The organism is Novosphingobium marinum (assembly GCF_013408095.1).
GTDB classification, from domain to species: domain Bacteria; phylum Pseudomonadota; class Alphaproteobacteria; order Sphingomonadales; family Sphingomonadaceae; genus Novosphingobium; species Novosphingobium marinum.
The window spans coordinates 78,752-103,824 of record NZ_JACBZF010000006.1; the positions used below are offsets into that span (position 1 = coordinate 78,752).

At 61.0% G+C, this 25,073-nt stretch carries 20 protein-coding genes and 1 pseudogene; 5 read left to right on the forward strand and 16 right to left on the reverse strand.

The genetic code is table 11. The features are described 5' to 3' along the window. Window positions 1-301: 301 nt before the first annotated feature. The 3 genes from FHS75_RS14990 to FHS75_RS15000 form a co-directional block, all read right to left on the reverse strand. Window positions 302-628 (reverse strand): hypothetical protein, encoded by a 327-nt coding sequence (locus tag FHS75_RS14990; RefSeq protein WP_179408498.1) that lies wholly within the window; start codon window positions 626-628, stop codon window positions 302-304. A gap of 315 nt (window positions 629-943) precedes the next feature. Further along, window positions 944-1,765 (reverse strand): IS5 family transposase, encoded by an 822-nt coding sequence (locus FHS75_RS14995; RefSeq protein ID WP_053556532.1) that lies wholly within the window; start codon window positions 1,763-1,765, stop codon window positions 944-946. A gap of 355 nt (window positions 1,766-2,120) precedes the next feature. Beyond that, a protein-coding gene (locus tag FHS75_RS15000) for an IS3 family transposase (protein ID WP_149036422.1) occupies window positions 2,121-3,472 on the reverse strand; the annotation gives its coding sequence in 2 pieces (ribosomal slippage) (window positions 2,121-3,134 and window positions 3,137-3,472; 1,350 coding nt in all). Window positions 3,473-3,677: 205 nt separating this feature from the next. On the opposite strand from FHS75_RS15000, the gene FHS75_RS15005 reads away from it, so the two are divergent. Continuing rightward, window positions 3,678-4,772, forward strand: coding sequence for an HAD-IC family P-type ATPase (locus FHS75_RS15005; protein WP_229735662.1), 1,095 nt, complete (start codon window positions 3,678-3,680; stop codon window positions 4,770-4,772). Between the two features lie 32 nt (window positions 4,773-4,804). Further along, window positions 4,805-7,207, forward strand: coding sequence for a glycoside hydrolase family 65 protein (locus tag FHS75_RS15010; protein ID WP_179408500.1), 2,403 nt, complete (start codon window positions 4,805-4,807; stop codon window positions 7,205-7,207). A gap of 20 nt (window positions 7,208-7,227) precedes the next feature. On the opposite strand, the gene FHS75_RS15015 is transcribed toward FHS75_RS15010, so the two are convergent. Next, entirely contained in the window at window positions 7,228-7,956 is a 729-nt protein-coding gene (locus FHS75_RS15015; RefSeq protein ID WP_179408533.1) for an HAD family hydrolase, read from the reverse strand. Between the two features lie 353 nt (window positions 7,957-8,309). Between FHS75_RS15015 and FHS75_RS15020 the strand changes: the two genes are divergently transcribed. Continuing rightward, complete coding sequence (locus FHS75_RS15020; protein WP_244959111.1) at window positions 8,310-9,224, forward strand: 1-phosphofructokinase family hexose kinase; 915 nt, start codon at window positions 8,310-8,312, stop codon at window positions 9,222-9,224. Between the two features lie 41 nt (window positions 9,225-9,265). Here FHS75_RS15020 and FHS75_RS15025 read toward each other — a convergent pair whose 3' ends face one another. Both FHS75_RS15025 and FHS75_RS15030 read right to left on the reverse strand, forming a co-directional pair. Beyond that, on the reverse strand, window positions 9,266-10,756 hold the full coding sequence (locus FHS75_RS15025; RefSeq protein WP_179408502.1) for an L-lactate permease: 1,491 nt from the start codon (window positions 10,754-10,756) through the stop codon (window positions 9,266-9,268). A gap of 3 nt (window positions 10,757-10,759) precedes the next feature. Then, entirely contained in the window at window positions 10,760-11,770 is a 1,011-nt protein-coding gene (locus FHS75_RS15030; RefSeq protein ID WP_179408503.1) for a 2-hydroxyacid dehydrogenase, read from the reverse strand. Window positions 11,771-11,981: 211 nt separating this feature from the next. On the opposite strand from FHS75_RS15030, the pseudogene FHS75_RS18285 reads away from it, so the two are divergent. Next, window positions 11,982-12,341, forward strand: a pseudogene (locus FHS75_RS18285) (transposase); the annotation flags it as partial. Here FHS75_RS18285 and FHS75_RS15040 read toward each other — a convergent pair. The 6 genes from FHS75_RS15040 to FHS75_RS15065 form a co-directional block, all read right to left on the reverse strand. Further along, entirely contained in the window at window positions 12,238-12,600 is a 363-nt protein-coding gene (locus FHS75_RS15040; RefSeq protein ID WP_179408505.1) for a hypothetical protein, read from the reverse strand. The pseudogene FHS75_RS18285 and the gene FHS75_RS15040 overlap by 104 nt on opposite strands. Before the next feature lie 133 nt (window positions 12,601-12,733). Continuing rightward, window positions 12,734-12,943, reverse strand: coding sequence for a hypothetical protein (locus tag FHS75_RS15045; protein WP_063612683.1), 210 nt, complete (start codon window positions 12,941-12,943; stop codon window positions 12,734-12,736). 163 nt (window positions 12,944-13,106) lie between these two features. Beyond that, complete coding sequence (locus tag FHS75_RS15050; protein ID WP_179408506.1) at window positions 13,107-13,502, reverse strand: hypothetical protein; 396 nt, start codon at window positions 13,500-13,502, stop codon at window positions 13,107-13,109. A gap of 10 nt (window positions 13,503-13,512) precedes the next feature. Next, a complete protein-coding gene (mobF, locus tag FHS75_RS15055; RefSeq protein ID WP_179408507.1) occupies window positions 13,513-16,539 on the reverse strand; it encodes a MobF family relaxase in 3,027 nt (1,008 codons plus the stop codon). A 196-nt stretch (window positions 16,540-16,735) separates the two neighbouring features. Then, window positions 16,736-19,132 carry a type IV secretion system DNA-binding domain-containing protein gene (locus FHS75_RS15060; protein WP_179408508.1) on the reverse strand — a complete coding sequence of 799 codons (2,397 nt, stop codon included), beginning with the start codon at window positions 19,130-19,132 and terminating at the stop codon, window positions 16,736-16,738. Then, window positions 19,125-19,415 carry a hypothetical protein gene (locus FHS75_RS15065; RefSeq protein ID WP_149036579.1) on the reverse strand — a complete coding sequence of 97 codons (291 nt, stop codon included), beginning with the start codon at window positions 19,413-19,415 and terminating at the stop codon, window positions 19,125-19,127. Before FHS75_RS15065 ends, FHS75_RS15060 begins: the two co-directional genes overlap by 8 nt. Before the next feature lie 693 nt (window positions 19,416-20,108). On the opposite strand from FHS75_RS15065, the gene FHS75_RS15070 reads away from it, so the two are divergent. Then, a complete protein-coding gene (locus FHS75_RS15070) occupies window positions 20,109-20,354 on the forward strand; it encodes a hypothetical protein (protein ID WP_149036580.1) in 246 nt (81 codons plus the stop codon). Between the two features lie 40 nt (window positions 20,355-20,394). Here the strand turns inward: FHS75_RS15070 and FHS75_RS15075 are convergent, their stop codons facing one another. The 4 genes from FHS75_RS15075 to FHS75_RS15090 form a co-directional block, all read right to left on the reverse strand. Further along, window positions 20,395-20,646, reverse strand: a complete 252-nt coding sequence (locus tag FHS75_RS15075; protein ID WP_202392059.1) for a hypothetical protein — start codon at window positions 20,644-20,646, stop codon at window positions 20,395-20,397. Window positions 20,647-21,355: 709 nt separating this feature from the next. Continuing rightward, the gene (locus FHS75_RS15080) at window positions 21,356-21,922 is read right to left on the reverse strand and encodes a hypothetical protein (RefSeq protein ID WP_063612689.1); all 567 of its coding nucleotides are present in this window, start codon (window positions 21,920-21,922) and stop codon (window positions 21,356-21,358) included. Window positions 21,923-22,326: 404 nt separating this feature from the next. Then, window positions 22,327-22,941, reverse strand: a complete 615-nt coding sequence (locus FHS75_RS15085; protein WP_063612691.1) for a cation diffusion facilitator family transporter — start codon at window positions 22,939-22,941, stop codon at window positions 22,327-22,329. A gap of 450 nt (window positions 22,942-23,391) precedes the next feature. Then, the gene (locus FHS75_RS15090) at window positions 23,392-24,396 is read right to left on the reverse strand and encodes a DUF2493 domain-containing protein (protein ID WP_179408509.1); all 1,005 of its coding nucleotides are present in this window, start codon (window positions 24,394-24,396) and stop codon (window positions 23,392-23,394) included. Between the last annotated feature and the right edge of the window lie 677 nt (window positions 24,397-25,073).

Below are 25,073 nucleotides of genomic sequence, written 5' to 3' on the forward strand. Positions count from 1 at the left end.
GATCGGGGACTTGGAAGGTTACCAAAGCCAGTTGCCACCACCTTTGAGGACGGCCAATTCATTAACCGTCAACAGGATTCGGCCATCGCCGAGACTGGCGAGGCCGCAGCGTACTGTTCGCTCATATGGGGTGAGGTTTGCACCGTCGAAGAAAGGCATTTGGAAAATCTCTTAGACGAAGGCGACCAGGCTCCCACAAAAATATCAGCCAAAAAGTTCGATTCACGCTTCGGCCTTTATTCGCGACGGTCGTAAAAAGCGGATCCGGCAAAACCAGCAACTTCAATCACTTGGTCGATAGTTATTCTATGATCGCGTCGCTGGAACCGCTTACTTTCAGGATCCTTTGAGATCGATCAAGAAATTTCCGCATGTCGTCTGCTGCCAATTCGGTGAGCGGATGCCTTGTGGCATCAGCGCGTGGCTCTATCATATCGGCGCGCCGCCTTATCTGGTCGACCTGCTTTTCGGTCGCATCAGAGAGGAGCCCGAGAACGATGTTTTCAAGGGTGATGAGGCGAATTCGCATCTGCACGAGTTCAGAGTGACCCGGCTCTGGGATTTGCCAGCTGCCGTCGTCACGCGTTACCGATTTCTCGACGTGTCCATCGGATTCTTCTACCGCCATGTGTGGTCTCCCAATTATACTGCGCTTACCGCGAGCTAGCCCAAGTTCGAGAAGAAACCTATTGTCCATCGGGCGGCGTTAGGTACAGAAACCGCTCAGAAACTCGTGTCCCGATTACCATAACAAACGCCCTCTCTCGTCTGCACGACGTTTAACGTGGCCGCGAAACAACCGCTATGACAAGACCAGAGAGTCCTACCTCGGCTTCGTCGCGCTCGCCTCAGTCAAACTCTGGATATCCTTTGTCCACGAAGCCTAGTTTTGTTGGAGGCTCCGCAATTCTCAGAGTCTGACTCGAAACTATCGGCTGTATTTTCATAGACGTACGATGCGTCGAGTGAGGAGCTGGACGGAAGCGGTGAACAGCCAGCAGCGGGCCGATGCGAGGGTCTGTTCGAAGTCCTTTGCAAGGCGACGGTTGCGGCCGAGCCAGGCGAATGTCCGCTCGACCACCCAGCGTCGCGGCAGGATTTCGAAGCCCTTTGCCCTGTCGGACCGTTTGATGATCTCGATGGTCCACTGCCCGAGCCGGGCGAGGCTACCCCTGAGCTTCTTCCCGGCATAGCCGCCATCGGCGAAGACGTGCCGCAGCCATGGGAACGAGCGGACGATCTCGGCCAGCAGCAGCGGAGCACCGTCACGGTCCTGGATATCGGCGGTGTGGACCACGGCATGAACCAGATTACCTTCGGTATCGGTCACGATATGACGCTTGCGCCCCTTGATCTTTTTACCTGCATCATAGCCCTGCGGACCTCCGCTTTCGGTCGTCTTGACGCTTTGGCTGTCGATTACACCGGCACTGGGCGAAGCCTCACGGCCCTGGGCGGTGCGTAGGTCTTGCAGCAGATAATGGTTGATCCGTTCCCACAGGCCCGCATCGCGCCATAAGTAGAACCAGCGCTGCACGGTCGAGGCCGGCGGAAAACAGGGGGGCAGCATCCGCCAGGGCAACCCGCCGCGAAGCAGGTAAAGGATCGCCTCGACAATGCGCCGGACTGGCCATTTGCGAGGCCGCCCAGTCTGCGATGGCGGCGGGAAAAAGGGCTCCAGAACGGCCCACTCACCATCGGTCAAATCGCTTGGCAGGGCGAGGCCTTTGCGCGAATGATGCGCGCGGGTGGTATCGGTCCACATCGCTGATCTCCGGAAGTTCTTCGCAAAACCTCCTGAATCAACGGCAAGGCACGGCGTCAAGCTAACCTGCTGATATCACCCACCTTAGTTTCGGGTCAGACACTCAGCATTGTCCAACGGACGGCTGCGGCACTACGTTGGCCTCGATCTCAAAAGAGACTGTGGTGAAGCTAAGCAACTCAGTAGTGCTCTCTTGGGGTGTTTATCTACTGGGAGTTATTTCTTAACCGCGACAGACCAGTAGAATATACCAAACCGAAAGGAAGAGCGCGCGACCGGTTTGTCCGTCGTCAGAACATTTGGCACAACTCGCGGCGTAGATCAGCGGAGTGTGGGCCTCGTCTCGGATTGATGTTTAGGCGGCGAGCTTGCAGTGTTGCAAGCGCCGATGTTCGAGTGTCTTTCGCTTGATCCTTTCTCTTCGTTTGATGATGGCGGCAGCCCTGCCGAAGTAGGCATCGGCGGGTGTCACATTGTCCAGGCTCTCGTGGTAGCGCTGGTGGTTATAGTGCTCGACGAAGGCCTCGATCTGCTGTTGGAGATCGCCGGGCAGGAAGTAGTTTTCCAGCAGCACGCGGTTCTTCAGGGTCTGGTGCCAGCGTTCGATCTTGCCCTGCGTCTGCGGATGGAAGGGAGCGCCGCGCACATGGCTCATCCTGTTTGCCTCGATGTATTCGGCTAGTTCCCCGGCAATGTAGCTGGGGCCATTGTCCGACAGCAGGCGGGGCCTGTGCAGCACGTTGGCGTGGTTGCAGCCTGAAGCTGCCAGCGCCATATCGAGCGTGTCAGTGACGTCCTCGGCTCGCATGGTGGTGCAGAGCTTCCAGGCGATGATGTAGCGTGAGTAATCGTCGAGCACGGTCGAGAGATAGACCCAGCCCCATCCGATGATCTTGAAGTAGGTAAAATCCGTCTGCCACATCTCATTGGGTCGAGAGGTCTGCGTGTGGAACGCCTCTGCCGCCTTGATCACCGTGTAGGCCGGGCTGGTGATCAGATCATGGGCCTTCAGCAGCCGGTAAACCGTGGCTTCGGACACGAAGTAGCGCTTCTCGTCGGTGAAGCGCACCGCCAGCTCGCGGGGACTGAGATCGGTCTGCTCCAGAGCCATCTCGACGATCTGGTCCTGCACCTCGGGCCCAATACGGTTCCACACCCGGCTCGGCGCTGAAGGACGGTCCTGGAGCGCCTCCGGCCCACCTTCGAGGTAGCGGTCATACCAGCGATAGAAGGTCCGCCGTGCCACGCCGAGCTGGTCCAGCGTACGCTTGGCGGGCAGGTGCGACTGCTCGACGATCCTGATGATCTCCAGCTTCTCGGATGCGGGATACCTCATTCGTCGTCTCCCCCATCCGCGATCATGCTTTTTTTGAGCAGACGGTTCTCCAGCGTCAGGTCCGCCACGCATTCCTTCAGATCGCGCGCTTCACGGCGCAGATCCTTTACCTCGTCGGTGGTAGCAGCACGGGCTGTATCGCCAGCAAGCCTGCGCTTGCCGGCCTCCATGAACTCCTTGGACCAGGTGTAATACAGGCTCTGTGCGATCCCTTCACGGCGGCACAGCTCGGCAATGGAGTCATCGCCGCGTAGGCCATCGAGCACGATGCGGATCTTGTCTTCAGCAGAGAAATGCCGACGGGTCTTGCGGCGGATGTCCTTCACCACCTGCTCGGCAGGCAATTTGGGCTTTGAGGATTTGGGCTTCATCTTCGTTCCTTCGTCACTACGACGAAGCCCAAATCCTCCTTAAATCACAACCTCAAATCTGTGCCATAGGTGCTGACGGGGGACAGACTGGTCAGGCAATGTCGAGCGCGCGGCCGCTCAAGGGGAACGCCTGCTCGGTTTCGCCATGCTCCGGCTCGAACAGTCAAGAGAGCGCATTGCGCACGCAGATCTGAAGAATGCACGGATGCTGGGATTGATGGGGTTCGTCGATCCGCCGCGCGAGGAGGCGAAGCGGGCGATCGCCGAATGCCGATCGGCCGGCATCGCGATCAAGATGATCACCGGCGATCATGCCGCGACCGCCATGGCGATCGCCCGGCAGTTGAACCTTTCGGACAATCCGCAGGCTTTGACCGGCACAGAGATCGAAGCATTGGACGACGACGAGCTGTCCGGGCGTGTAGAGCAGGTCTCGGTGTTCGCGCGCGCCAGCCCCGAGCACAAGCTGCGTATCGTGCGCGCGCTGCAATCGCATGGCCATATCGTCGCGATGACCGGTGACGGGGTCAACGATGCGCCGTCGCTCAAACAGGCCGACGTCGGCACCGCCATGGGCATCGCAGGGACCGAGGCCGCGCGCGAAGCCTCCGAGATGGTGCTGCTCGACGACAATTTCGCATCGATTGTAGCCGCCGTACGCGAAGGCCGCACTGTCTACGACAATATCCGCAAGGTCATTGCCTGGACCGTGCCAACCAATGGAGGCGAGGCAATAGTGATCGTCCTCGCCGGCTTCGCGCTGCCAATGACTGCGACGCAAATCTTGTGGGTCAATCTTGTCACCGCGGTGACGCTGGGTCTCGTCCTTGCCTTCGAACCCCCAGAGCCGGGTGTCATGGAAAGGCCTCCGCGCAGGCGCGATACCCCTCTGCTGACCCCGCTCCTCGTCTGGCGAGTGGCACTGGTTTCGGCATTGTTCGCGGGCGTTTCGCTGTTGATTTTCTTTGGCGCGCAATCGCTGGGTGCCAGTGTGGAAAAGGCCCGCACGATGGTGGTCAACATGCTGGTGGTTGCCGAGATCGCCTATCTTTTCAATGTTCGCTTCCTGCACATGCGTTCACTCACGTTGAAGGGGGCGCTCGGCACCAGACCCGTGCTGGTCGCGCTGGCGATTGTGATCGTCGCGCAGATCGCGTTTACTTACTTGCCGCTCATGCAAATCGTTTTTGAAACCGAGGCGCTTACCATTACCGAAGGAGCGATCATCGTGCTGATCGGCTTCGGATTGCTGCTGCTTCTGGAAGCCGAGAAGCGGTTCACCCGCAGATATACGATGTGATATCCATCCCACCTACTAACCAGGAAAAATCCATGTTGCGCCCACGCCTTACTCCTCCCAGAGACATCTTCCCGGTCGACCCGTGGGGAGTGGGGGCGGCGCGGTTCGATCGTGACCTTCTTCAGGCATATACCGGGCAAGCGGAGACGATGTTTGCGCTCTCCAACGGGTATCTCGGCATCCGCGGGACGATGGACGAGGGACAACCGGTGGAAGAGCCGGGTACCTATCTGAACGGCTTCTACGAAACGCGGCCGATTACCTACGGTGAGAGCGCCTACGGTTTTCCCGACACCGGCCAGAGCATGCTTGTCTGCCCCGATGGCACCCCCATACGCCTGACCGTCGATGATGAAATCTTCAATCTCGCCACAGCCGAGGTGCTGGAGTTCTCGCGCCGCCTCGATCTGGCGAAAGGCGTGCTCACACGCAACACCACGTGGAGAACGCAGCGGGGGCGCCGTCTTACGCTGAAAACGACACGTCTGGTCTCGCTCGACATGAAGCACGTCGCTGCGATCCACTGGGAACTCGTGCCCGAGGACGACGTGGACTTGGTGATTTCGTCGGAGATCGTGGAGCGCGCTCCGTTGCCACTCGAAGACTTCGACCCGCGACTGGCCGAAACTCCGGAAGGCAGCATCCTGTGTACGACCGGTGGGTCGGTGGACGGCCTGCGAGCCGTGCTGGGCTTTGTGACCTGCCGCTCGCGGCTCGCGCTCGGCTGCGCGATGGATCACGTGCTCGAAACGTCCTCACCGTGCGAGACGGTCGCGGAACGCAAGGAGACCGGCGCCGCGGTGACGATGCGAATAGCCGAACGCGCGGGCGTGCCGATCCGGCTCACCAAGTTCATGGCCTATCATTACGGGCTTGAAGACGGCGACGACATGGTTGCCGCTGCCAGAGCAAGTCTCGACAAGGCCGTCGCACGCGGTTTCCCCGCCCTGCTTGCAAGACAGGAGGAGAACGTGGCGCAATTCTGGGCCGGTGCGGACGTGGAAGTGGAGGGCGACCCTGCGATCCAGCAGGTCATACGTTGGAACCTGTTTCAGCTCATGCAAGCGTCTTTCCGTGTGCATGGTCATGGCATCGGCGCGCGGGGCCTGACGGGGCGCAGCTACGAAGGCCACTACTTCTGGGACACCGAGATCTACGTATTGCCGTTCCTGAACTACACCGCGCCCGATACCGCGCGCGCGGTGCTCAAATTCCGTTACGATATGCTTCCCCAGGCACGAGCGCGCGCGCGCGAGCTGGGTCATCGGGGCGCAACCTTTCCCTGGAGGACAATCAACGGGAACGAGGCCTCGGCCTATTACGCGGCCGGTACCGCGCAATATCACATCAACGCCGACATCGCCTATGCACTGAATAGATATGTCGAAGTGTCCGGAGATGACGAGTTCCTCGCCCGCTACGGCGCCGAGATCCTGGTCGAGACGGCACGCTTCTGGCTCGACCTCGGTTTCTTTTCGGCTCGTCGGGAGGGCAGGTTCTGCATCAACGCGGTGACGGGGCCGGACGAATACAATGCGGTAGTTGATAACAACTACTTCACCAATCTGATGGCTCAGGAAAACCTGCGCCTCGCAGCCAAAGCCGTGCTAACTCTCGACAAGGATGCGCGCGCAGCGCTGGTCGAGCGGACAGGCCTGGCGCCCGAAGAGCCCGCGGCATGGAGCGAAGCCGCGGATCGCATGTACCTACCATATGACGAGCGGCTCGGCGTCCATCCGCAGGACGACAGCTTCCTCGACAAGGAGGTCTGGGATTTCGAGAACACCCCGGAGGAGAATTATCCCCTTTTGCTCAACTATCACCCCTTGAATCTCTACCGATCGCAGGTTATCAAGCAGGCCGATACGCTGCTGGCCATGTTCCTGATGAACGGTCATTTCGCCGATGCCGAAAAGAAGCGGGATTTCGACTATTACGACCCGATCACCACTCATGACAGTTCATTGTCTGTCTGCATCCAGTCGATCATAGCGAGTGAGATCGGCTATAGTCGAAAGGCCTTCGACTACTTCAATTTCGCCGCCTCGATGGATCTCTCCGACGTCGGCGGCAATGTAAAGCATGGCGCACATGTCGCCTCTATCGGAGGCACCTGGATGGCGCTCGCCTACGGGTTCGCCGGTCTGCGCGACGGAAGTGGCGAAACAAGGTTCCGCCCCCGCCTGCCCGCCGAATGGACACGCTTGCAAATTCCGCTCACGATCCGCGGGCGGCGCATTCGCGTGTCGATCGATCACGAGGAGACGGTCTACCGGCTGGAAGCCGGCGATGCGCTAGAAATCATACACGAAGATGAAACTGTGCAGCTGACCCCTGCCGTTCCGGAAGCGCGACGACCGACGACGAAAATGGCGCCCGATCGGAAAGCGGGCTCCGGGGCGGTCGATCCCGCCGAACCCGACGATAGCACGTAAAGTCAGTCTCGAACTGACGCTCAGAGAACTTCCACAACGGATAGATCGGGCACCACCATGTCCGCACCTGCTGCAAGCAAGGCCTCGGCATGCTGGCCACGACCGACGCCGATGACGGTGTGGAAACCGGCTTTCCGGCCCGCCGCGACACCGGCAATCGCGTCCTCGAAGATCGCCGCCCGCGTCGGCTCGACTTCCAGCCGCTGCAGTGCCTCGCGAAACAGCGCCGGGTCCGGTTTGCTTGGCAGATCAAGTCGTGCTGAGTCGACCCCGTCTACCCGTATCTGGACAAAGCTGTCCAACCCGGTGGCCTTGAGTACCGCCCCTGCGTTAGCACTGGAGGAAGCGACCGCCACCCGAATATCTGCTCGCCGCAAAGCCTGAAGCAGGGCCCTGGCACCTAGCAGCGGCGCAGAATCGCACCGAAGTCGCTCCTGTACCGCCTCGTTCTTGCGCCGGGACAACCCCTGTACCGTTTCAGCATCGGGCGGGTCGGACTCCGATCCTTCGGGTAATTCGATGCCGCGCGAGGCAAAGAAGGCGCGAACGCCGTCCTCGCGGCGGCGGCCATCGACGAACGCCCGGTAATCCTGTTGGCTGAAATCGGCCAGGGGCGGGCGCCTTTGGCGCAGGAAGGCGTCGAAGGTTTCCTTCCACGCTGCTTCGTGCAGACCAGCCGTGTTTGTAAGTACGCCATCAAGATCGAACACTGCTGCGTCGAGGTGTTCGGGCGAAAGCGACACTTCCATGCGGGTCAACTGTAATCTCCAGGCGGCCCCAACACCTGAGCGGGGCTTTCGGCATGCTGCGGTTCGACCTTTATACTACCAGCCACAGGATGCCTGCAAACCTTCTAAATGCCCACAAGCCTCTGGCTGGCATTGACACCGCCAGGTTTGGCCCCCGATGCGTGGTGCATAGCGTACCGCCACGGCTTTTCGCGCAGTTCCCAGTGCAATAGGGTATTGAACTGCGCCTTGTTGCCAGTTCGCTGCTATGTAGTTATTCTGGCCCGAACTGACACCTTGCCATGAAAAACACGTTTGTTGGTTAAAGCGGAACTGGAGATCAACGCCTGATGCTAAGTATTGTGACGCTTACGATGAACCCAACCCTCGACGTTGCGTTCGAAATCGATCGCATCCTGCCAGTGCACAAGATGCGCGGAGGCAATGAGCGACATGATCCGGGCGGCGGCGGTATCAACGTTGCGCGAGTATTTGTACGGCTGGGAGGCAACGCCCGTTGCTGCTATCTGAGCGGAGGCGCGGCTGGTGCTGCTCTCGATTGGCTAGTCGATTTGCATCAGCTGGTGCGCAACCGGATCGCGATCGTTGGCGAAACCCGGGTAAGCACATCGATATTTGAGCGGGACAGCGAGAGTGAATATCGCTTCGTAACCGACGGACCAATCATATCGGCTGGAGAGTGGCAGGAATGCGAAGCTGCCGTGGCGGAAATCAGCTGTGATTACCTCGTCGCCAGCGGTTCGCTCCCGCAGGGCGTGCCGAATGATTTCTATGCCCGCATCGGCAGATTGGCTAAGAAGCGGAACATCCGGTTTGTCCTCGACAGCTCCGGAGCCGGATTGGCCCACGGCCTGGAAGGCGGCGGCGCCTTTCTGGTGAAGCCGAGCATTGGCGAACTGCGCGCGCTGACCGGCAAGCAATTGCAGGAAGAGGAAGCGATTATCGAAGCCGCAGAAGGCATAGTCCGGCGTGGAGAAGCCGAGCATGTCGCAGTGACAATGGGTCACGACGGCGCGATCCTGACGAATGGAAATGGAACAACCCGGCTCCCCGCGCTTCCCGTGGAAGCCATGAGTGCCGTCGGAGCAGGAGACAGTTTTCTGGCGGCAATGGTCCATGCATTCTCGGCTGGGCGTGAGCCTGTCGACGCCTTGCGCTTCGGCATGGCGGCCGGCGCTGCCGCCGTGCTTACTCCCGGTACCGACCTTGCCCGGGCAGACGATATCCATCGGCTTTATGGAGATATGTCAAAACACCACAGCTTCTGACGCTGGCGGCCGGATTGAGGGTTACGCCGTTCGCGGCGATTTCAGAACATCGGCAGCAAGGCAGACAGCGCAAGGAGCAGCGCGCCGCCAGCAACCGCATAAAGCACGCAGACCGGTAGCGTTTGTTTCAGAACCTCCCCCTCCCGTCCAATCAAACCCACGGTCGCAGCGCCGGCGACGATGTTGTGCGGCGCGACGATATTGCCGATCGCTACGCCGAAACCCTGGCCGGCAAGCGCTAGCAGCGGCGCGACATTGCCCGCAGACGCCGCGGACACCTGGAATTCGGCCAGGACGATGTTCGAGGTCGTGGCCGAACCAGTGACGAAGGAACCCAGCGCTCCGGTCAATGGCGAAGCGAGCGGCCAGGCCGATCCCAGCAGCTCGGCGGCAGCGAGGGCCAGTGCTTCTATCATTCCGCTATGCACCATGAATCGGGCAAGCAGCAGGACGGAAACGAGGGCCAGGGCGACCGGAGGCAACCGGCGGGCGGCGGCAACGAAGGTGACGTTCAGCATGCTTCGCCCGGTTGCATTTGCGTATGCGGGGATAAGCAGGGAAAGCATCAGCAACCTGCCCGGATGGTAAAGCGGCGCCAGCGAACCTCCAAAGTTCCGTCCCAAGGTCCATTCCAGAGTTGCTTCCTGCAATATACCGGCGATTGACGGGATCAGCCGGGTAGCAAGAATTAGGACCAGTACTGCAAGATAAGGCATCGCTGCTATTGCAAGCGTCCCCGCAGGGATGGAGCCAGCTGGGGCCATTCTTCGTCGCCGCACCACCAGAACGAACAATACCGCTCCGATCAATGCTCCGCCCAGCGTCGGCAACTCGGGTCCCGCCGCCCAGGCGAAGACCGCAGCCGGAGCAAGGAACAGCAGCGCCGCCCCAACCGGCGCCAGCCAGCTGGCGCGCATCGCGGGATCGTCGGGCCGAGCGAGGCGGAATACGAGCATGGTGAGCATCCAGCCGATTGCGCCGTGCAAAAGCATGATAAGCAGGGACAGGGTCCGGGGGTCTGCCGCCATGGTTTCGACCAACGGTACGATCGGTGTGCCGACAGCTCCGAACGAAACGCCGGCGGCATGGCCGAACAACGCCAGCACGAGCGCGCGCAAAGGCGTAAAGCCAAGCCCGACAAGCATCGGCGCGACCAGCGCGATCGGCGTTCCGAAGCCTGCTGCCCCCTCGAGAAACAGGGCGAAAAACCAGGCGAGCAACAATGCGTGGATTTGTGGCTTTGGCGATACGGAGGCCAGCCAGCGCCCTATCTCGGCGGTAGCTCCCATGCGCTGCTGATATTCGTAGATGCAGAGCGCGGGAAAAATAATCCACAGGATCGTCGCCGAAGTAAACACAGCTTCCAGCGCGGGGCCGGCAAGCGCCAGGGAGTTCGTCGGGTAATCGAACGCGAGAACAGCGATTGCGAGACCGCCTGCGGCACTCCAGAACCCGGCCTCCGCTGCCGAGCGGCGCAGGCCGACAAGAAGAACGACGAACGCGATGAACGGCAAGAGTGCCAGTCCGGCCATAGCTCAGGCCAGTTTCTCGACCGAGACCTCGTGAAGCGCCACGCCGTTCTCTTCGAAGCTGGTTATATTGGCGATCGTAGTTTCCGCAATCGCCGTCATGGCTTCGCGCGTGAAGAAGGCCTGGTGGCCTGTGATCAAAACGTTGGGGAAGGTCAGCAGCCGGGCGAAAACATCGTCCTGGATCATCTTGCTCGACAAGTTTTCGAAGAACAGATCTCCTTCTTCCTCGTAAACATCGAGACCAACCGATCCGATGCTCCCGCTCTTGAGGCCGGCGATCAGCGCCCTGGCATCGACCACCCCGCCACGGCTCGTGTTGATCAGCATGATACCGTCCTTCATCTTGCCGATCGCCTGATGGTCGATCAGATGATAGGTCTGCGGAGTCAGCGGACAGTGAAGCGAAATGATGTCCGATCTCTCGAAAAGCTCGTCGAGATCGACATATCGGCCTCCAAGATTCTCCATTTGCGGATCAGGCTTCGGATCGTGCGCGATCAATTCGCAGCCGAAGCCTTTCATGATCCCCGCCATGCAGAGACCGATCTTGCCTGTTCCCACAATGCCGACGGTGCGTCCGCGTAGATCGAACCCAAGCAGTCCTTCGAGCGCGAAATTGCCTTCCCGTACGCGCGCATAGGCCTTGTGGATCTTGCGATTGAGCGAAAGGATCAGAGCGGCAGTGTGCTCGGCGACAGCATCGGGCGAATAGGCCGGAACGCGTGCCACCGTCAGCCCTTCTTTCCGGGCCGCTTCCAGATCCACATGGTTGAAGCCGGCGCTGCGAAGCGCAATCAGCCTGACGCCTTCCCCGGCGAGAATCCCAAGAACCTGACGATCAAGCCTGTCGTTGACGAAGGCGCAAGCCGCATCGTGACCTTTCGCGAGCAGTGCGGACTGCTTGTCCAGCCTTCCGTCCAAGTAGGTGAACTGATGCCTTCCATCGGTCCTCTCGGCAGCCGCATCGAGAAAAGTACGGTCATAGTTCTTCGAACTGAAAACGGCGATCCTCATGATGATTTTTCCCTTCAACCTGTCCTATGGACATAGCGCGGCAGGGTTCCTGCAAGTTGAGAAACGGCCTGTGCAAACGCCTGACTGGCACCGAGTTGATCGACGATATGCCCAACCGGATTACTCTTTGTCACCAGGGCTTTGGGAATTAACAGAGCTTGATGATTGTCAAGTCGGGTGGCGCCCCTCGGGCATATAAAATAACCGCCGTTACTTCGAAGACATGATGTGGATCGCCCGAACGGGCGCGCAGTGGCGGCATTTGCCAGATGAGTATGGCAAGTGGAACAGTGTCTTCCGTTGCTATCGGCGATGGGGCACGACCGGCGTCTTCGATACCTTGCTGGAGAGGCTGGCCGAGCTTGCGGGACGCGACACAGCCGCCGACATCCATCCCGGCATAAGACCCCTGCAGAAGGGGCATCGGACCTGCGGCTCGTCGATGATCGCAGCCCTTCCTCCCGAGCTCATGCCTTCTTTTGGCATTTCGCTTTCCGGCAATCATTCCGAACGTCGCTTTTCGCCTGATCGCCGCAGTCCTGCTTCTCCTGTTTGCAGTCGTGGCATTTGATCATTTCGTTCAGCGACATACGGCGCTTCTTGCCCTCGACACTGTCCTCGAGCATCGCTTTCGCCTTCGCTTCCCGGGCGACAAGATCGAGCATCTTCCGGGCGACATTGCCGGTGCTCTGATTCACCCCCTTGGCGATCGTCTTCGTGGCGGCAGCGTGTTCGTGCATTTCGTCCGCCGCTAAGGCGTCCTGTGCTGCTGCCGGCACCGACATGAAAACTCCTGCCAGTGCGACGGCTGTCATCATCTTCTTCAACATTGTCAGTTCCCTCTTCTTTCCGGTTGCCCGGGGTGGTTGATGCGCCGGTGGCGCGTGATGCCCCCTGCGGAGCGGTTGCGCGGAAGGTGAATTCCTCCCGGACCTTTGAGGCGCTTGCGCGCGAGCATGGGCGTCATCGCCAGAAGCCGTCGCGCCTTTCGCCGCTGCGGTTGTCGTAATTTTCCTTGTCGTCGTATCCGCTCTTGCGAATGCCGACCTCGACGCGATCGCCTCCGGCATTGCGGATGTGGAGGTCGCGCAGGTCCACCCTGTTACGGTGTGCCCAGTCCTCGGCGGCTCGCTTGCTTCCGAATGTGCCTACGTCTTCGTAATCGAACGCCATCGTGATCCTCCTTCAGGTCTGAGTGGCTTGCCAAAGTGATTGGGTTGGTGGGACAGAGCTCGATCTGAGCGCGTCCTCGATGTGCCGCCCGACGCTCGTCTGGGTGGGCCGCTCTCCAGCGAGAAGACGCAGGTGGCCTGCATTCCGTTCAGGAGCGTGCCCATCATGCCTCCTTCTCCCGCCAGAATTCGTTCAGGCGACGCGGAAAGAGCGCGTAGACGCGGTTCATTCCGAGCGGCGCGGCGAACTTCGTGGCGAGATTGACGAAGGCCACGGCGATCGATCCGACGATCACCGCGATGAGGATGGCGAGACCGAGTGCGACGCATTCGGCTACCATCTGCTGGTTCGCGACCATTTCGCGCATGTCGGCGCATCCCTGGACCCCGTGCAGATCCAGATCGCACACCACGAAACTGTCCCCCTCCACCATTTCGGCGACTTCCTGCAGGCCCGCCTGCTTCACGAAGTTGGAAAGCGTCGGCTGTTGCTCGAGAACGGCCATTAGACCGTCGTTCTGCGGGACTTTGGCGATCAGGCCATGCTGGGTCTTGTCCATTGCCGGTCTCCTATCGGGCACGTTCGATGTTGCGTTCGGGAAGGTCGATCTGCGGCACCGCGCGCAGGCTCTCTTTGTCGACCGAGGGCAGGCGATCCGCGCTTGCTTCTCCGACCTTCAGGTGTTCGGGGATCTTCGGATTGAAGTCGGGGGCCGCCCGCTCGGTGCGGACATTCTCGATCCGCTTTTCGCCAAGCGTCTCGAGCGCGCTGGTCTTGTCGCCGGGGTTGCGGCCGATCTGGGCGAGCAGCTGATCCCTGTCGTTCGTGACGATCGTGATGTCGTCGCGCACGCGGGTCATCATCACCAGTGCGAGGCGCTGGTTCGAGAGATGGCGCGCCGACGAATGCATCTCGCCGATCGCCATGTCGCGCGTGTCGCCCTGCGCCTGGTGCATGTTGATCGCGTAGGCGAGGCCCATGCGCTCGAGCATCTTGTCGTTCTGCTTGAGTTCGACGGTCTCGCCGTGGCGGCTCTCGACCGTGACGACGCCGTCCTTGATGCCGAGGACTTTCGCCTCCTCGGATTTCATCAGCTTGCGGGTATCGTCCTTCTCGGTCCAGCGGACCTTGTCGCCCTCGTGGATGGTTTCCTTGGTCTTCTCGGACAGACGCAGGGCGTCGCGTTTGTCGACCGGGTCGATGCGCGACGGGTCGAAGCGCTTCAGCTTGCCGTTTTCGTCGCGGAGGAGCACCCTGCCCTTCGCGTCCAGGCCCTCGACATCGTATCTGCCGCGAGAAAGCCCTCCAGGGGCATTCTGGCGCATCACCTCGAGCAGCTGACCCTTGGCATAGGTTGTTGCGTAACGAAGCTCCTCGCGCGTCGCATGGGCCGGCCTGAGCGTATCGAGCGCCAACCCCTCGCCCTTGATCGACCCTTCGGCGCGCAGCCCGTCCTGCACCATCCGGTTGAGCGATGCGCGTGCGTCGCGACCGGAGGAATAGATCGCGGTCCGCTCGCGGTCCTCCGGGGGTAGATCGAGCCAGGTCTTCGCCGCGACCTCCAGATGGTCCTTGCCCGCCTCGACTACCTTGTCGCCGAGCGAGGCGAAGCTCTCCCGGAACCTGCCCGCGCGGGCGAGGCCCGAGGCTTCCTTCATGTGCTCTGTGCGCTGACGTAGGCTCGTGTCGAGCCGCGCCAGCGCGGGATAGTCCGTCTGGATCAGCGAGAAGCTCTTGCCCGCCTCGATCGGTTGCAGCTGCGCCTTGTCGCCGATCATCACCAGCTTCTCGACACCTAGGCGATTGGCGATGGTGAGGAGGTCGTTCATCGGCTTGTTCGCGACCAGCGAGGCTTCGTCGAGCACGAGCACCTTGCCCTCGAGCGCAGCGCGCGATGCTTCGAAGGTTGGTCCGCTGCCATGAAGCGCACCGCGCAGATGCTGGTTCACGAACGAGGAGACGGTCTTAGCTTCGATGCCCTCCTTCACCGCCTCGCCGTTCGCCGTGCGTATCTCGGTCTCGTTGCGCAGGTCATTGACCATCTTGTTCGCGAAGGCGAGGCCGATCACGTCCCTGCCCTCCTCGCGCGCAACGCTAGCGATCGCGGAGATGAGGGTCGTCTTGCCGGCTCCGGCCACGCCCTGAATGACGACGGTGCGGTCGTCGCTCGACAAGGCCAGCGTGCCGGCAGCGATCTGCTCGGCGTTGAGATCGTATTCGCCCGACACCGCGCGCAACCGCTCGGGGGCCCCGCCAGCCTCTATCATGCCTGGACTCGCGTCTTTCCCCGCAGCCACGTTGGCGAGGGTCGCCCGCTCTATCGCCACGTGTTCGGGGGTGGTGTATTTCTCGATCGCCCCATCGAGCCGAGCGCTCTTGCCTGGCAGCATCTGGCCCTTGTCGACCAGCGCTTCCATTCGCGCTTCGACGCCTTCGACTGTCACTCCCCTGGCGCCGAGGTCGAGCGCGGTCTTCACCAGCTCGCCGCGCGTCCACGACGTCTCGCGCTCGCCGATCACGCGAACAGCGGATGCCGTTACGAGTTCGGTGCGCAGCTGCGTCGGGGTCAGACCCATGCGCTGCAGGCCGTTCGTGGTCAGTTCGTCGGCGGGACGCGTGTAGAGCTGCGCGGTCTCCTGGACCGCTGCGATCACTCCGCGGACGCGTTCGGCCGTTCCCAGCGGTCCCTCGCGGCCGTTGTCGATGCGGGCGCGCGTTTGTTCGACCATCGCCTTGGCATCGAACTCTAGTCCTTCGGCGCGCTTCGCCCATTCCTGGCGAAGCGCCTGCTTGTCATCAGGATTGAGTTTCGGATCCCGGGTGTTCTTGGTGACGCCTCGCAGGAATTCGGTCTCGTTCGCGCGTCGGCCGAGCTTTTCGGCTGTCGCGAGTATGTCCAGTCTACGTTGACTGAAGGCTTCGATCACCTCACGCGAGACGCCTTGGATCTCGAACTGTCCGTGTTTTCCGGTAAGCTCGGTCCGATAGCCAAGCTTCTCGAGGTTCGTTCGGAGCGCGGCATTGTAGATCGAGCCCAGGACGGAATTGTTCTTCCAGACCTCGCCGTTCCAGAGTGCCTTCCAGTTGCCCGCCTTGTCCTGGGTCATGGCGGCGATGACGGCATGGGTGTGGTTCTGCGGATCGAGCTTGCGGCTCGTGTCGTGCTGGAAGAGCGCGTACAGCAATTTTCCTGTCTGAACCGCTTCGCCATTCGGATTGCGCGAATAGTCGCGCGCCTCGGCGAAATGCTTCTCGAGATAGGTCATGGTCGCCTTGACCGCCGCCTCCTGCGCGGTGAGGACGCGCTTGTCTCCGCCGAGCTGCGCCATGAGGCTTGCGGACTTCGGCATGGAGAAGGTGAGGTCGATCCCAGCTCTCCGGTTCTCGTTGCCGTTGACGATGGTCCCGTCGGGCAGCTTGCCATCGAGGACCTTCTCGAAATCCTCCTTCGTGACGGGACCGCTCAGGCCCAGCGCCTCGGCACCCTTGCCGCCCCACTCGCTGAGCTCGGCAGGGCCATCGCCGACATAGTAGTCGTCCTTGGCGAAGTAGTTCGCTGCTCCGCCTGCGGAGGAAACCGATGCGACGGACAGCATCAGACGCTCCCGAGCCTGATTACTCTTCGAAGCATTCGGCCGCGGCCGCGGAGGAGCCAGTCGGCGCTTATGCCGAATTGCTCGCCGCCGATCCCGGCTCTCACCTCATTGTCGAGGAACCGCGTCTTCGTAGCTTGATGGGGCAGCGCGGCGATCATGTGGTCGCTCCGGCTTCGGCGCATGGATGGAGAGGGGGTCACCGGCCCATCTCCTGATCCTCTTCGATGGAGACCTCATGGTGCTCTTCCGTCTCACGGCCGAACCCTTGACGGTTCTCCCGTTCGAGGATGCTTTCCTGGCCGTCGTCGCGTCCTCTGACCTGGCGCGTCTGCGCGACGACGTTCCGATTGGACGCGTTTCGCTCTTCGACGTCCCGCTGGGCCAGGCGCTGCCGTTCGCGATCGTCGCGCTTGCCGGTGTGCTTGAACTTCGACAGGTCGTCGTGATCGCGCTGGTCGCTGGTTCCGTCGACCACTTCCTTGGCAGCGGTCCTGTGCTGCAATTCGCCCGCGGTTTGCTCCACCGAACGATCGAGCGAACCCTCCACCTCCTCCCGCAACTTCTCGGCTTCGATCTCCGCCTGGCTGAGGACGACATCCACCCCGTCGCGCGTGTCCTTCGGCACGTTGTCCGGCCCCTCCCCCTCGCGCCCCCCGACACCCATTTCCGCGGCTTCCTCGTCGGTCGGCACGTATTCGGCAGCGCGCATGTCGGTGACGCGGCAGAAGCCTTCGGCGCGTTCGGGATAATCACTCCAGGTGAGCCGGATGCGTGACGCCGGGAAGCCGTCGGGGAATTTGATGAAGCCGGTCAGGCTTTCCAGATTGCTGATGTCGTCCGGCATCACGAGCTCTTCGACATCCGAGCGCGGTGTGATGGTGGATGCGTCGCGGCTGTTGTTGTAGCCGTAGGAGTAGGCTTCATCCATCAGGCGAACCTTGCGGTTGCCGATGAATTCGGAGCATCGCCGGGAGGTTTCCGGATCGGCAGTCTTGAGGATCAGCTTGGTGCCGGCAAGCGAAGCGAGATTGGTCGCGCCATGCTCGCCGTAGGTCTCTTCCAGCTTGTCGAAGGAATGCATTCCGAGGACGAACGCACCGCCGAACGCGCGGGCGGTCTGCAGGCCGTGATCGATTGCGGGAAGGCGGTGGAGCGCATGGACCTCGTCGATGAGGAACCATGTGCGCAGATTCCGGCTCCGCCTCATTTGGAACAGGGCATTGACGGCAAGGTCCATCCACAGCGTCAGCAGCGGCCGATTGAGTACGAGATCGGGGTGGGTGGAGGTGATGAAAAGGATCGAGCCTTCCCTAACGTCCTCGCTCATCCATCGCTTGATCGAGAAGCCCTCTTCGCCCGGCTTGGGTTCGGGCAAAAAGCGGAAGGCGTTGGCGTTGGCGATGAAGGTGGTCCGGATCGATTCCGCCATCTTCGCGGCGGATGGGGACATCATCGGTCCGGCAATCGTGCCCTCGAGCTGGGCATGGATCGTCTTGAGGTCCGACATCATCAGGAAGTAGGCGAGACCCCCATTCGAGCGGACGCCCATCTTGAGCATCTTGACGCACATCTCGACCATGAGTGTGCGGGCTGACTTCTGCCAGAAATCGTCCTCGACCGATTGCCCGCTGGGAACGAGCGCTGTGGCCGCGCTCATGAACTCGGCGTAGTTGCTGCAATCGTTGAAAATGGACCAGGGTTTGCAGCGCTTGTCCATCGGGTTGAGGATCACGTCGGTGTCCTCGTTGTAGAAGCTCTCGACGAAGGTTCCTGTGAGGTCGAAGATTACACAGCGATGGCCGCGTTCGCGCGCCTGCTTGACGATCTTCTTGAGCTCTGTGGTCTTACCGGCGCCGGTCGTGCCGACGAACATCGCATGGCTTTGTTCGAGGCGCCACGGATAGGGCAGTCCGGCAAGCCTGTAGGGGTGGTGAAGGCCGCGTCGGATTCGGTCTTTGAGCGGCTCTTTCAGAACAGCGTTGGGATCTTCCGGCGGGGTGCGCGAGAGGCATTCTTTCTGATGCTCGCGCCAGTTGTGGGCGAGGATGGATTGCTTGAGGATCGAACGCTCGACCAGGACGGCGCCGCGTTCGTGGCGCTCGGTCAGGATGTCCGATCCGCGCTTGCGCGAAAAGTCGATGAACCAGATGGTCAGCGGGACGCAGATGAAGGCCGCGCCGAGCATCGAAGATACGGTCACTTGGATAGCCCGCGACCACGCGGCTTCGACGGCGGGATGGTATGGCACCATCGACATCGTCCCCTGCACCACCTGGCCGGAAGGAAGCGTCAGGTTGATCGCCTTCATCGGATCCAGCGACATCCATCCCCAGACCGAGGAAAGAAGCTTCATCAGGACGAGGTGGATTTCGTGAGTCTTGAACGTGAAATAGCCCAGTACGAAGAGCAGGAGGACGGTGGTTCCGATCCATGTGTAGAGCGGGATTCTGATCCCCGCCCAGGTCATCAGGATCTCGTGATGGAACAGCTGCGATCCCCGCGTGAAATTGCCCGCGTTCCGCTTCACTTTTCCGCGCGCAGAAGCGTGCGTCAGAGTGATCGCCTGCTGGTTGTATCTGATATCCTCACGCATGGTGCTCTCGCACGTTGCGCATGGCCGCACGGATCAGCTCGTCACTGTCCTCCGGATACTGCCTTTCGACCAGGAGGGAGAGCGCAAGCTGGGTGTGCTCGAGGATGGTGAGCGCACGCTGGCCATTGAGTGCGATACCCAGCTTGAGCATCGGCAGGCCGATATTGACGGAGGTGCGTATTACCTCGGCACGCGTTATGCCTTGTGCGGCCGCGTAGGCGTCGAGGGCTTCGAGAGCATCGGGGGAGAACCCTACGCCGATGCCTTTGTAGGTACTGGCCATGCAAACTCTTTCCGAGTTGTGCATGGTTTCTCTATCGCAAGCCCTTTATATATCCGCCGAAACGGAAAGGGAAGCGCGTTTGCGGAAGAAAGATATTTCGGCGCTAACGCGCTGATGTACCGGCATATTCCGATCATATCGCTTCTTTCGTCCTTCGCCGAAATATGTTTCGGGAGCGCCATTCTGAACTAAGTGGCTGTTCCAAAACCTATTTTGTCCCGAAAAGAGCTACGGCGCAGCCGTGTTCGGTGTGCATAAATCAGGGACTTGGCGGTTCTTCTCTTGGTCTGCTGGTCTTGGGGGAGTCGTAGAGGAGCTGGTCATCCAGCTGGAGGTGCCGGCTTTCTAGCCGGAATGAACCTCACGCTTGGTCCGCAGGGCTGATCCTCGATACTGCCAGGGCGGACAAGAGTGGACCGACAGGTCCACGTCGATCGTGACCCGCAGGGCCGAGACAGGCATCGCCCGGCTCGGTGGAGCTTGATGACGAGACGGCCCTAGCGAAGCCAGGGCAGTGAGGAACCTAGCGCAATAGAGCGCGGTCCTGAGCGGCGCAGTCCGCGAAGGATGGCCCGAAACCCTCCTTCCCGAAACGATAAAAGAGCGAGAGCAGATCGCAAAAAAACATCTCGAAATTGCAGTCAGGATCGGCCATCAGATTCCACCTCGATCATTCCGGAAATGGAGTTGAAAATGGTGTCGAAAGTGGAACGCGAACGGGCGGCGTTGGAAGCGGCCGAACAGGACATTGCCGAGCGCAAGAAAAGGCTCGCGCAGATGGAGAAGGAAGAGGCCGGAAAGGAGCTTGCGCGACTGGTCCGCAAGGTCGGGCACGAACGGTCCGTGAGACTGTTGGAGCTGGCCGTCAGCGTGAAGCCGAAGAGCGCGATAGAGGCGCTCGAAAAGATGGAGCCTGCGGGTCAGAAGCAGGCGTCCTGATGGGCGGCGTCCGAGAGGTCTCGGCGGCCGCCCATACCCGTCAGTATTGGTCGTCCATCTTGCCGGTTGCGGTGTAGACTATGTCGTCGATGAGGTGCATCGGGAGCTCGCCGTAATCGCCTTCTTCTATCAGGATGTAACCTTCCTCCGTCTGGACGACATGGACGTCGAAGAAGGAGTGGTAAGAGCGCCGCTCCGCTTGCAGAGTCTTCTCATCGAGTGCGATTGTATCGGTGTTGATCTGGCGCGTCGTGGCGGTGTCAGCTTCGAATGTTTCCGTGGTGTAGCACATGGGTAGCCTCCTGTCGTTGGCGGCTCGTCCGCCATGCCATGAATCAGCGCTCCGGCGGTGCGCGGGTCACCGGAGCGAAGCGGAGGGGAAACGAAAATTGATCGAGTGGTGCGGAAGGTGCGCAGCACCTTCACGGTCGGTCCATTTTCGTTTGACCCGTGCATGGCCGGAGTGCTCATGGCGATGGTGGCGGACGGGCCATCGGCGGGAGGCTTAGATTATCTCTGCACCGCATGTTCGAGGCGCTGCCGGGATGCGCCAGTGCTCCGATTGGCTTGCATGAGAAAAGGGTGCCGCGGCGCGTGGCCGGGCACCCTTCCCCAGGCATCGTTCCAGCGGGGAGGCTAGTCGCTGGTCGATGGGATTTCGCGAGAGGCTGCACTCTGTTCGATCGGGCAACACTGCACGCAATGTGGAACGCCGGTGACGGGATGCGGCTGCATGACATGTCGTTCGCCCGAAACGCAGTTTTCGGTCAAGCCTTCGTCGGGTTCTGATCCCATGATCGCGCCGGTTTCGATGTCGATCCTGTCGAAGTGGTCATCCCCTTCGTGCTCGCATTCGATTCAGGTTTCACGATCGTAGACGCCGCCCAGCTCCCGTCGCTGATTGGTCTCGTCCCAGGCGGCCCACGCGTCCTTGCAAATCGATTCCGAACCGCAGTTTGGGCACCGCATCTTTAGCTTGGGGCGAGGCTTTGCGACCGCGTTCATGAGGCCCACGCCAGAACAGGACGTTGTTCGCCGCAATTCGTGAATGCGAGGTATGCCAGGCTGTCGTAGATCGGCATGATCTTTGCGCCGCGGAACGCGTCGTAGGTGCGATGGTTCTGCAACAGGGTCCGCAGGCTATCGAGCGTGAGTTCGCCGGCATCCGCATTGTCCCGGCCGAGCGCGAACAGCACCTTTCCCGCGAGGTCTGGTCCCATCATCAGATCGCGCGCGAGAGCGATATGCTCGGAGACCTCGATCGTGATCGGAGCGAGACGGCCGAGGTGCCGGACGCGCAGCGTTCGCCCGAGAAATTGCGCCTCCTCGACAATCGCGATGATCTCGGCGCGGTGGTCGAAGCAGGCCGTGAAAGCGGCCATCGAAAGTGAGTTCGCGTTGATCTCGAAGTTGAGCGGCGCAGCTCCGAATTCGTTCGCATCGACGTCCAGTGCGATATCGCTTGCATGAAGCCGCCGTGTCAGCGCGGCGAGTTCGAGCGCCGAAATTTCGGCGGGCGTCGAATGAAGCTGGGTGCGCGTGTCTTCGATGCGGAATGTGACGAGCATCCTTGCCTCCTATGATGGCTCGTCTCCCTCCTTCCCTCTCCCCTTTGATGCGCTGCCCTGGCATTGTCGGATGAGCTTGCCGGTTGCGCAGAGCCGTCGGCATTCGGCTAGGCGACAACCTGCTCCGGCAAGTGACCGCTGTCTCAGGAGGATTGTGATGGCGAAGCGCAGGCGAACGTATGTTCGTCAGCGAGCCGGAGCGATGCGGTCGTGGTCAGCCGTTCGAACGCGAGGGTTTGATACCCGAGGAGGGCGACGATATCCGCAGCGGCCTGTCTTTACGTGGCGGTGGCACTGACATGACTCGCCTCGGCAGGCGACACCTCCATGTCGGAAAATTGGGTGGGGAGCAGAATGGCAGCTTTTGAAAACGACGTTCCGGAAAACCGCCGTTGAGCGAAAGACTATCCTAACTTGCTCTCTAACCGAGCTTTCTTCGCATCGCGAAGAATTTCCAGAGCTTCCTTGACAACATACAACCCTATCGCTGCGCCCACGAAGAGGTCGAAATAGCCGATACTGGTAAGCAGAACCGCAACGCCTGAAGCAATGACAGCAGAGTTGGCTACGATGTCCGCGCGCGTAAAAATCCATGCCGCGCGGATATGGACCTCGTCCCGTCGCTGCTTACTCAATAGGCGAAGAACAATGATGTTCACGAGAAGCGCGACCAGCGCGACAGCGATCATCCAACTGCCTTCGGGAGTTGACCCGACAATCGCACGTCGGACGACATCCGCAAGAACTCCGATGCCGACGAGCATGAGCAAGCTACCGCTCAGTGTTGCGGCTTTGGCTTTGAAGTTTGCGCTTCGCCCAATTGCTGCCAATGCAATCGCGTATGCGCTTGCGTCCGTCAGCATGTCCAAGCCGTCTGCGATCAGGCCAGTCGACTGGGCGATAATGCCCGTCGTGGCTTCGACGACGAACATGATGCCGTTCAAGATCAATGCGATCCACAAGGCACGGCGCTGCTCTTTCGTTTCGGCTTCGGTTGGTCCGCACCCACAATCGCTCATGGATTGCAGATAACCGAGTGTCGCAAAGCCGTAAACACGTGGTCCCCCAACGATCTAACCCGAGAACACGTTGGTATTGCCCATGAGCCTGCCGACAACTCGATCACGGCCGATTACGGCGATTTCATTCGGAAATGGCTGTGACTGCAACGAGGTCGGAAGTTGCCAGCGCAAGCCATGTTGAATGCCACCGCCATTTACCCGCAGTCGACTGGCCTGACCGCGAAGGCTCCAGAAACATCTAAATCCGGGCAAGGCAGCCATGCCGGTTCGGCCAAGGCGGACCGCGCTATGCGCAGGCGACTGAATAGTCGCCAGCGAGCAAGTGATCGCCGAGGTCCTGTGATGCGCCCACACGGGCGACGGGGGCTCGATGCCACCCGAGCCCGTTCTGCTGAGACAGAAAAGGAAGGGAGGCCCCGGCTTCCGCCGGAGCCTCCCGAGAGGCGCTCACCCGAAGGTGGACGCGCCGACCCGCTGCGTTTGCGGCCGCTGATCGGCGATGCGGCGGACGTGAACCGGCACGCCTGCCTGCCGCAGTCGCTGTGCCAGGTTCGACTGGATGCCGGAGCCTTCGCCCACGACTGCTTCGACCGGGCTCAGCTTGACCATGTTCTCGTTGCGGAGGAACGGAGCGCGGTTGCCGTGGCGTCGGTCAGGCATGAAGAGGATCGTCTGCACGCCGTTCTTCTGTGCCCATGCGTTGGCCATCGCGTCGACACCCTTGCGCATTCCGGTCGTTCCGAGGACCATGTTGGGCACGCGCGACTTGATGTCGTCGAGGATGTCCCAGATCATCTCGTAGTCGTGCCATTCCTTCATACCGCCCGACACCACGACCAGCGGCCCTTCGGGCTGGAACTGCGCCCTGCGGTCCTTGGCCCGTGCGGCGAGGAAGTCGCGTGCCTGGATCTGCGAGGCGGTCACGCCGTTCTTGCTGACCTGCGATCCGCGGGTGGCGGTGAACGGACGTCCGGTCTCGACCCGGTATACGTCCGAAGCGTGATCCCGCATCGCCTCGAGCGCTTCGCGGCATCCCTGAAGGGTCTGCACCAGCATTTGCGTCTCTTCGAGCTCGACCGCGTAGATTTCGGAAGGATCGAAGTGGCGAGCCATCTCTCCCAGCTTCTTCGCGGCATCGTCCTCACGTCCTTCGACCAGGCGGGCTGTCATGTGGAAGGAATTGACCATCCCCCAGGCGAGCTGCTGGGCGAATTCCTCCATGCGGGTGTCCTTCAGGACGTCGAACACGGTGCCGATCGCCAGTTCTACCGCAGCCCGGACCATGTCCGGATCGGGCATCTCGGCGGCCATCGGCTCTTCGACGACGCTCAGCTTCGCCATGTCGCTCTGCTCGAGGAAGGCGCCATCATACGCGGCGGTAACATCGGAACGGGTGTCTGCCAGTTCCATGCGGGCGTTCGCGAGATCGGCGAAATTGTTGAACTTTTGCATTGTAAGCCTCCATTGGTTTTGTGTCCGTCATCTTGTGATGACGGGGTCCAATGGTGCGCAGCGGACAAGCGAGGTCAGGGACGTTGACCGGGAAGCCGGCACGTCAGTGCCGGACCCCGGTTAACGCCTACGGGCCGTGGGGGAGCCGATTTTTTCCCGTCTGCTGAAAGCAGACAAATGCGGGGAAAAAATTGGGGGAACCGCGGATCCTTGACCGGATCCTTGCCGCAAGTATCCTTCGGACCCCATCACACGAGGATGCAATCAAACACACCCTCCCCCTCCCCTTTGCTTGAGAATATCGGGCTCCCGCAGGAGCTGCGGCAGACAGGCCGGGGCGTCTCGCGCGCGCGGCAACGCCAGGGGTCGTTGCCCTCGCGCGGCCGCTTCGGACGCGAGCGGCGGGACCGAGAGCCCGCGGTGTGGAATCATAAAATGGAGGCCCGACCGTAGGCCGCATCGCCCTCTTTGGAGCGCGGAAGTCTGTTGGACGCCAGTTAGCCTTCGAGGCCATGCGGGCCGCAGGACGAGCCGATGCATTCTGCCCCGCTCTTCTGGCCGCAGCGCGATAGCGCGGTGCGCGGCTGTCCCGCCATGCGATCGTGACCCGGATGGGCCGAGACCCGCAGGGTCTCGGTGGAGCTTGATGACGCGGCGAGCCCCAGCGAAGCCAAGGC

Coding starts and splice junctions, on each gene's coding strand:
- FHS75_RS14990 (WP_179408498.1), bottom strand. CDS start 628: ATGGCGGTAGAAGAATCCGATGGACACGTCGAGAAATCGGTAACGCGT.
- FHS75_RS14995 (WP_053556532.1), bottom strand. CDS start 1,765: ATGTGGACCGATACCACCCGCGCGCATCATTCGCGCAAAGGCCTCGCC.
- FHS75_RS15005 (WP_229735662.1), top strand. CDS start 3,678: ATGCTGGGATTGATGGGGTTCGTCGATCCGCCGCGCGAGGAGGCGAAG.
- FHS75_RS15010 (WP_179408500.1), top strand. CDS start 4,805: ATGTTGCGCCCACGCCTTACTCCTCCCAGAGACATCTTCCCGGTCGAC.
- FHS75_RS15015 (WP_179408533.1), bottom strand. CDS start 7,956: ATGGAAGTGTCGCTTTCGCCCGAACACCTCGACGCAGCAGTGTTCGAT.
- FHS75_RS15020 (WP_244959111.1), top strand. CDS start 8,310: ATGAACCCAACCCTCGACGTTGCGTTCGAAATCGATCGCATCCTGCCA.
- FHS75_RS15025 (WP_179408502.1), bottom strand. CDS start 10,756: ATGGCCGGACTGGCACTCTTGCCGTTCATCGCGTTCGTCGTTCTTCTT.
- FHS75_RS15030 (WP_179408503.1), bottom strand. CDS start 11,770: ATGAGGATCGCCGTTTTCAGTTCGAAGAACTATGACCGTACTTTTCTC.
- FHS75_RS15040 (WP_179408505.1), bottom strand. CDS start 12,600: ATGTTGAAGAAGATGATGACAGCCGTCGCACTGGCAGGAGTTTTCATG.
- FHS75_RS15045 (WP_063612683.1), bottom strand. CDS start 12,943: ATGGCGTTCGATTACGAAGACGTAGGCACATTCGGAAGCAAGCGAGCC.
- FHS75_RS15050 (WP_179408506.1), bottom strand. CDS start 13,502: ATGGACAAGACCCAGCATGGCCTGATCGCCAAAGTCCCGCAGAACGAC.
- mobF (WP_179408507.1), bottom strand. CDS start 16,539: ATGCTGTCCGTCGCATCGGTTTCCTCCGCAGGCGGAGCAGCGAACTAC.
- FHS75_RS15060 (WP_179408508.1), bottom strand. CDS start 19,132: ATGCGTGAGGATATCAGATACAACCAGCAGGCGATCACTCTGACGCAC.
- FHS75_RS15065 (WP_149036579.1), bottom strand. CDS start 19,415: ATGGCCAGTACCTACAAAGGCATCGGCGTAGGGTTCTCCCCCGATGCT.
- FHS75_RS15070 (WP_149036580.1), top strand. CDS start 20,109: ATGGTGTCGAAAGTGGAACGCGAACGGGCGGCGTTGGAAGCGGCCGAA.
- FHS75_RS15075 (WP_202392059.1), bottom strand. CDS start 20,646: ATGTGCTACACCACGGAAACATTCGAAGCTGACACCGCCACGACGCGC.
- FHS75_RS15080 (WP_063612689.1), bottom strand. CDS start 21,922: ATGCTCGTCACATTCCGCATCGAAGACACGCGCACCCAGCTTCATTCG.
- FHS75_RS15085 (WP_063612691.1), bottom strand. CDS start 22,941: ATGAGCGATTGTGGGTGCGGACCAACCGAAGCCGAAACGAAAGAGCAG.
- FHS75_RS15090 (WP_179408509.1), bottom strand. CDS start 24,396: ATGCAAAAGTTCAACAATTTCGCCGATCTCGCGAACGCCCGCATGGAA.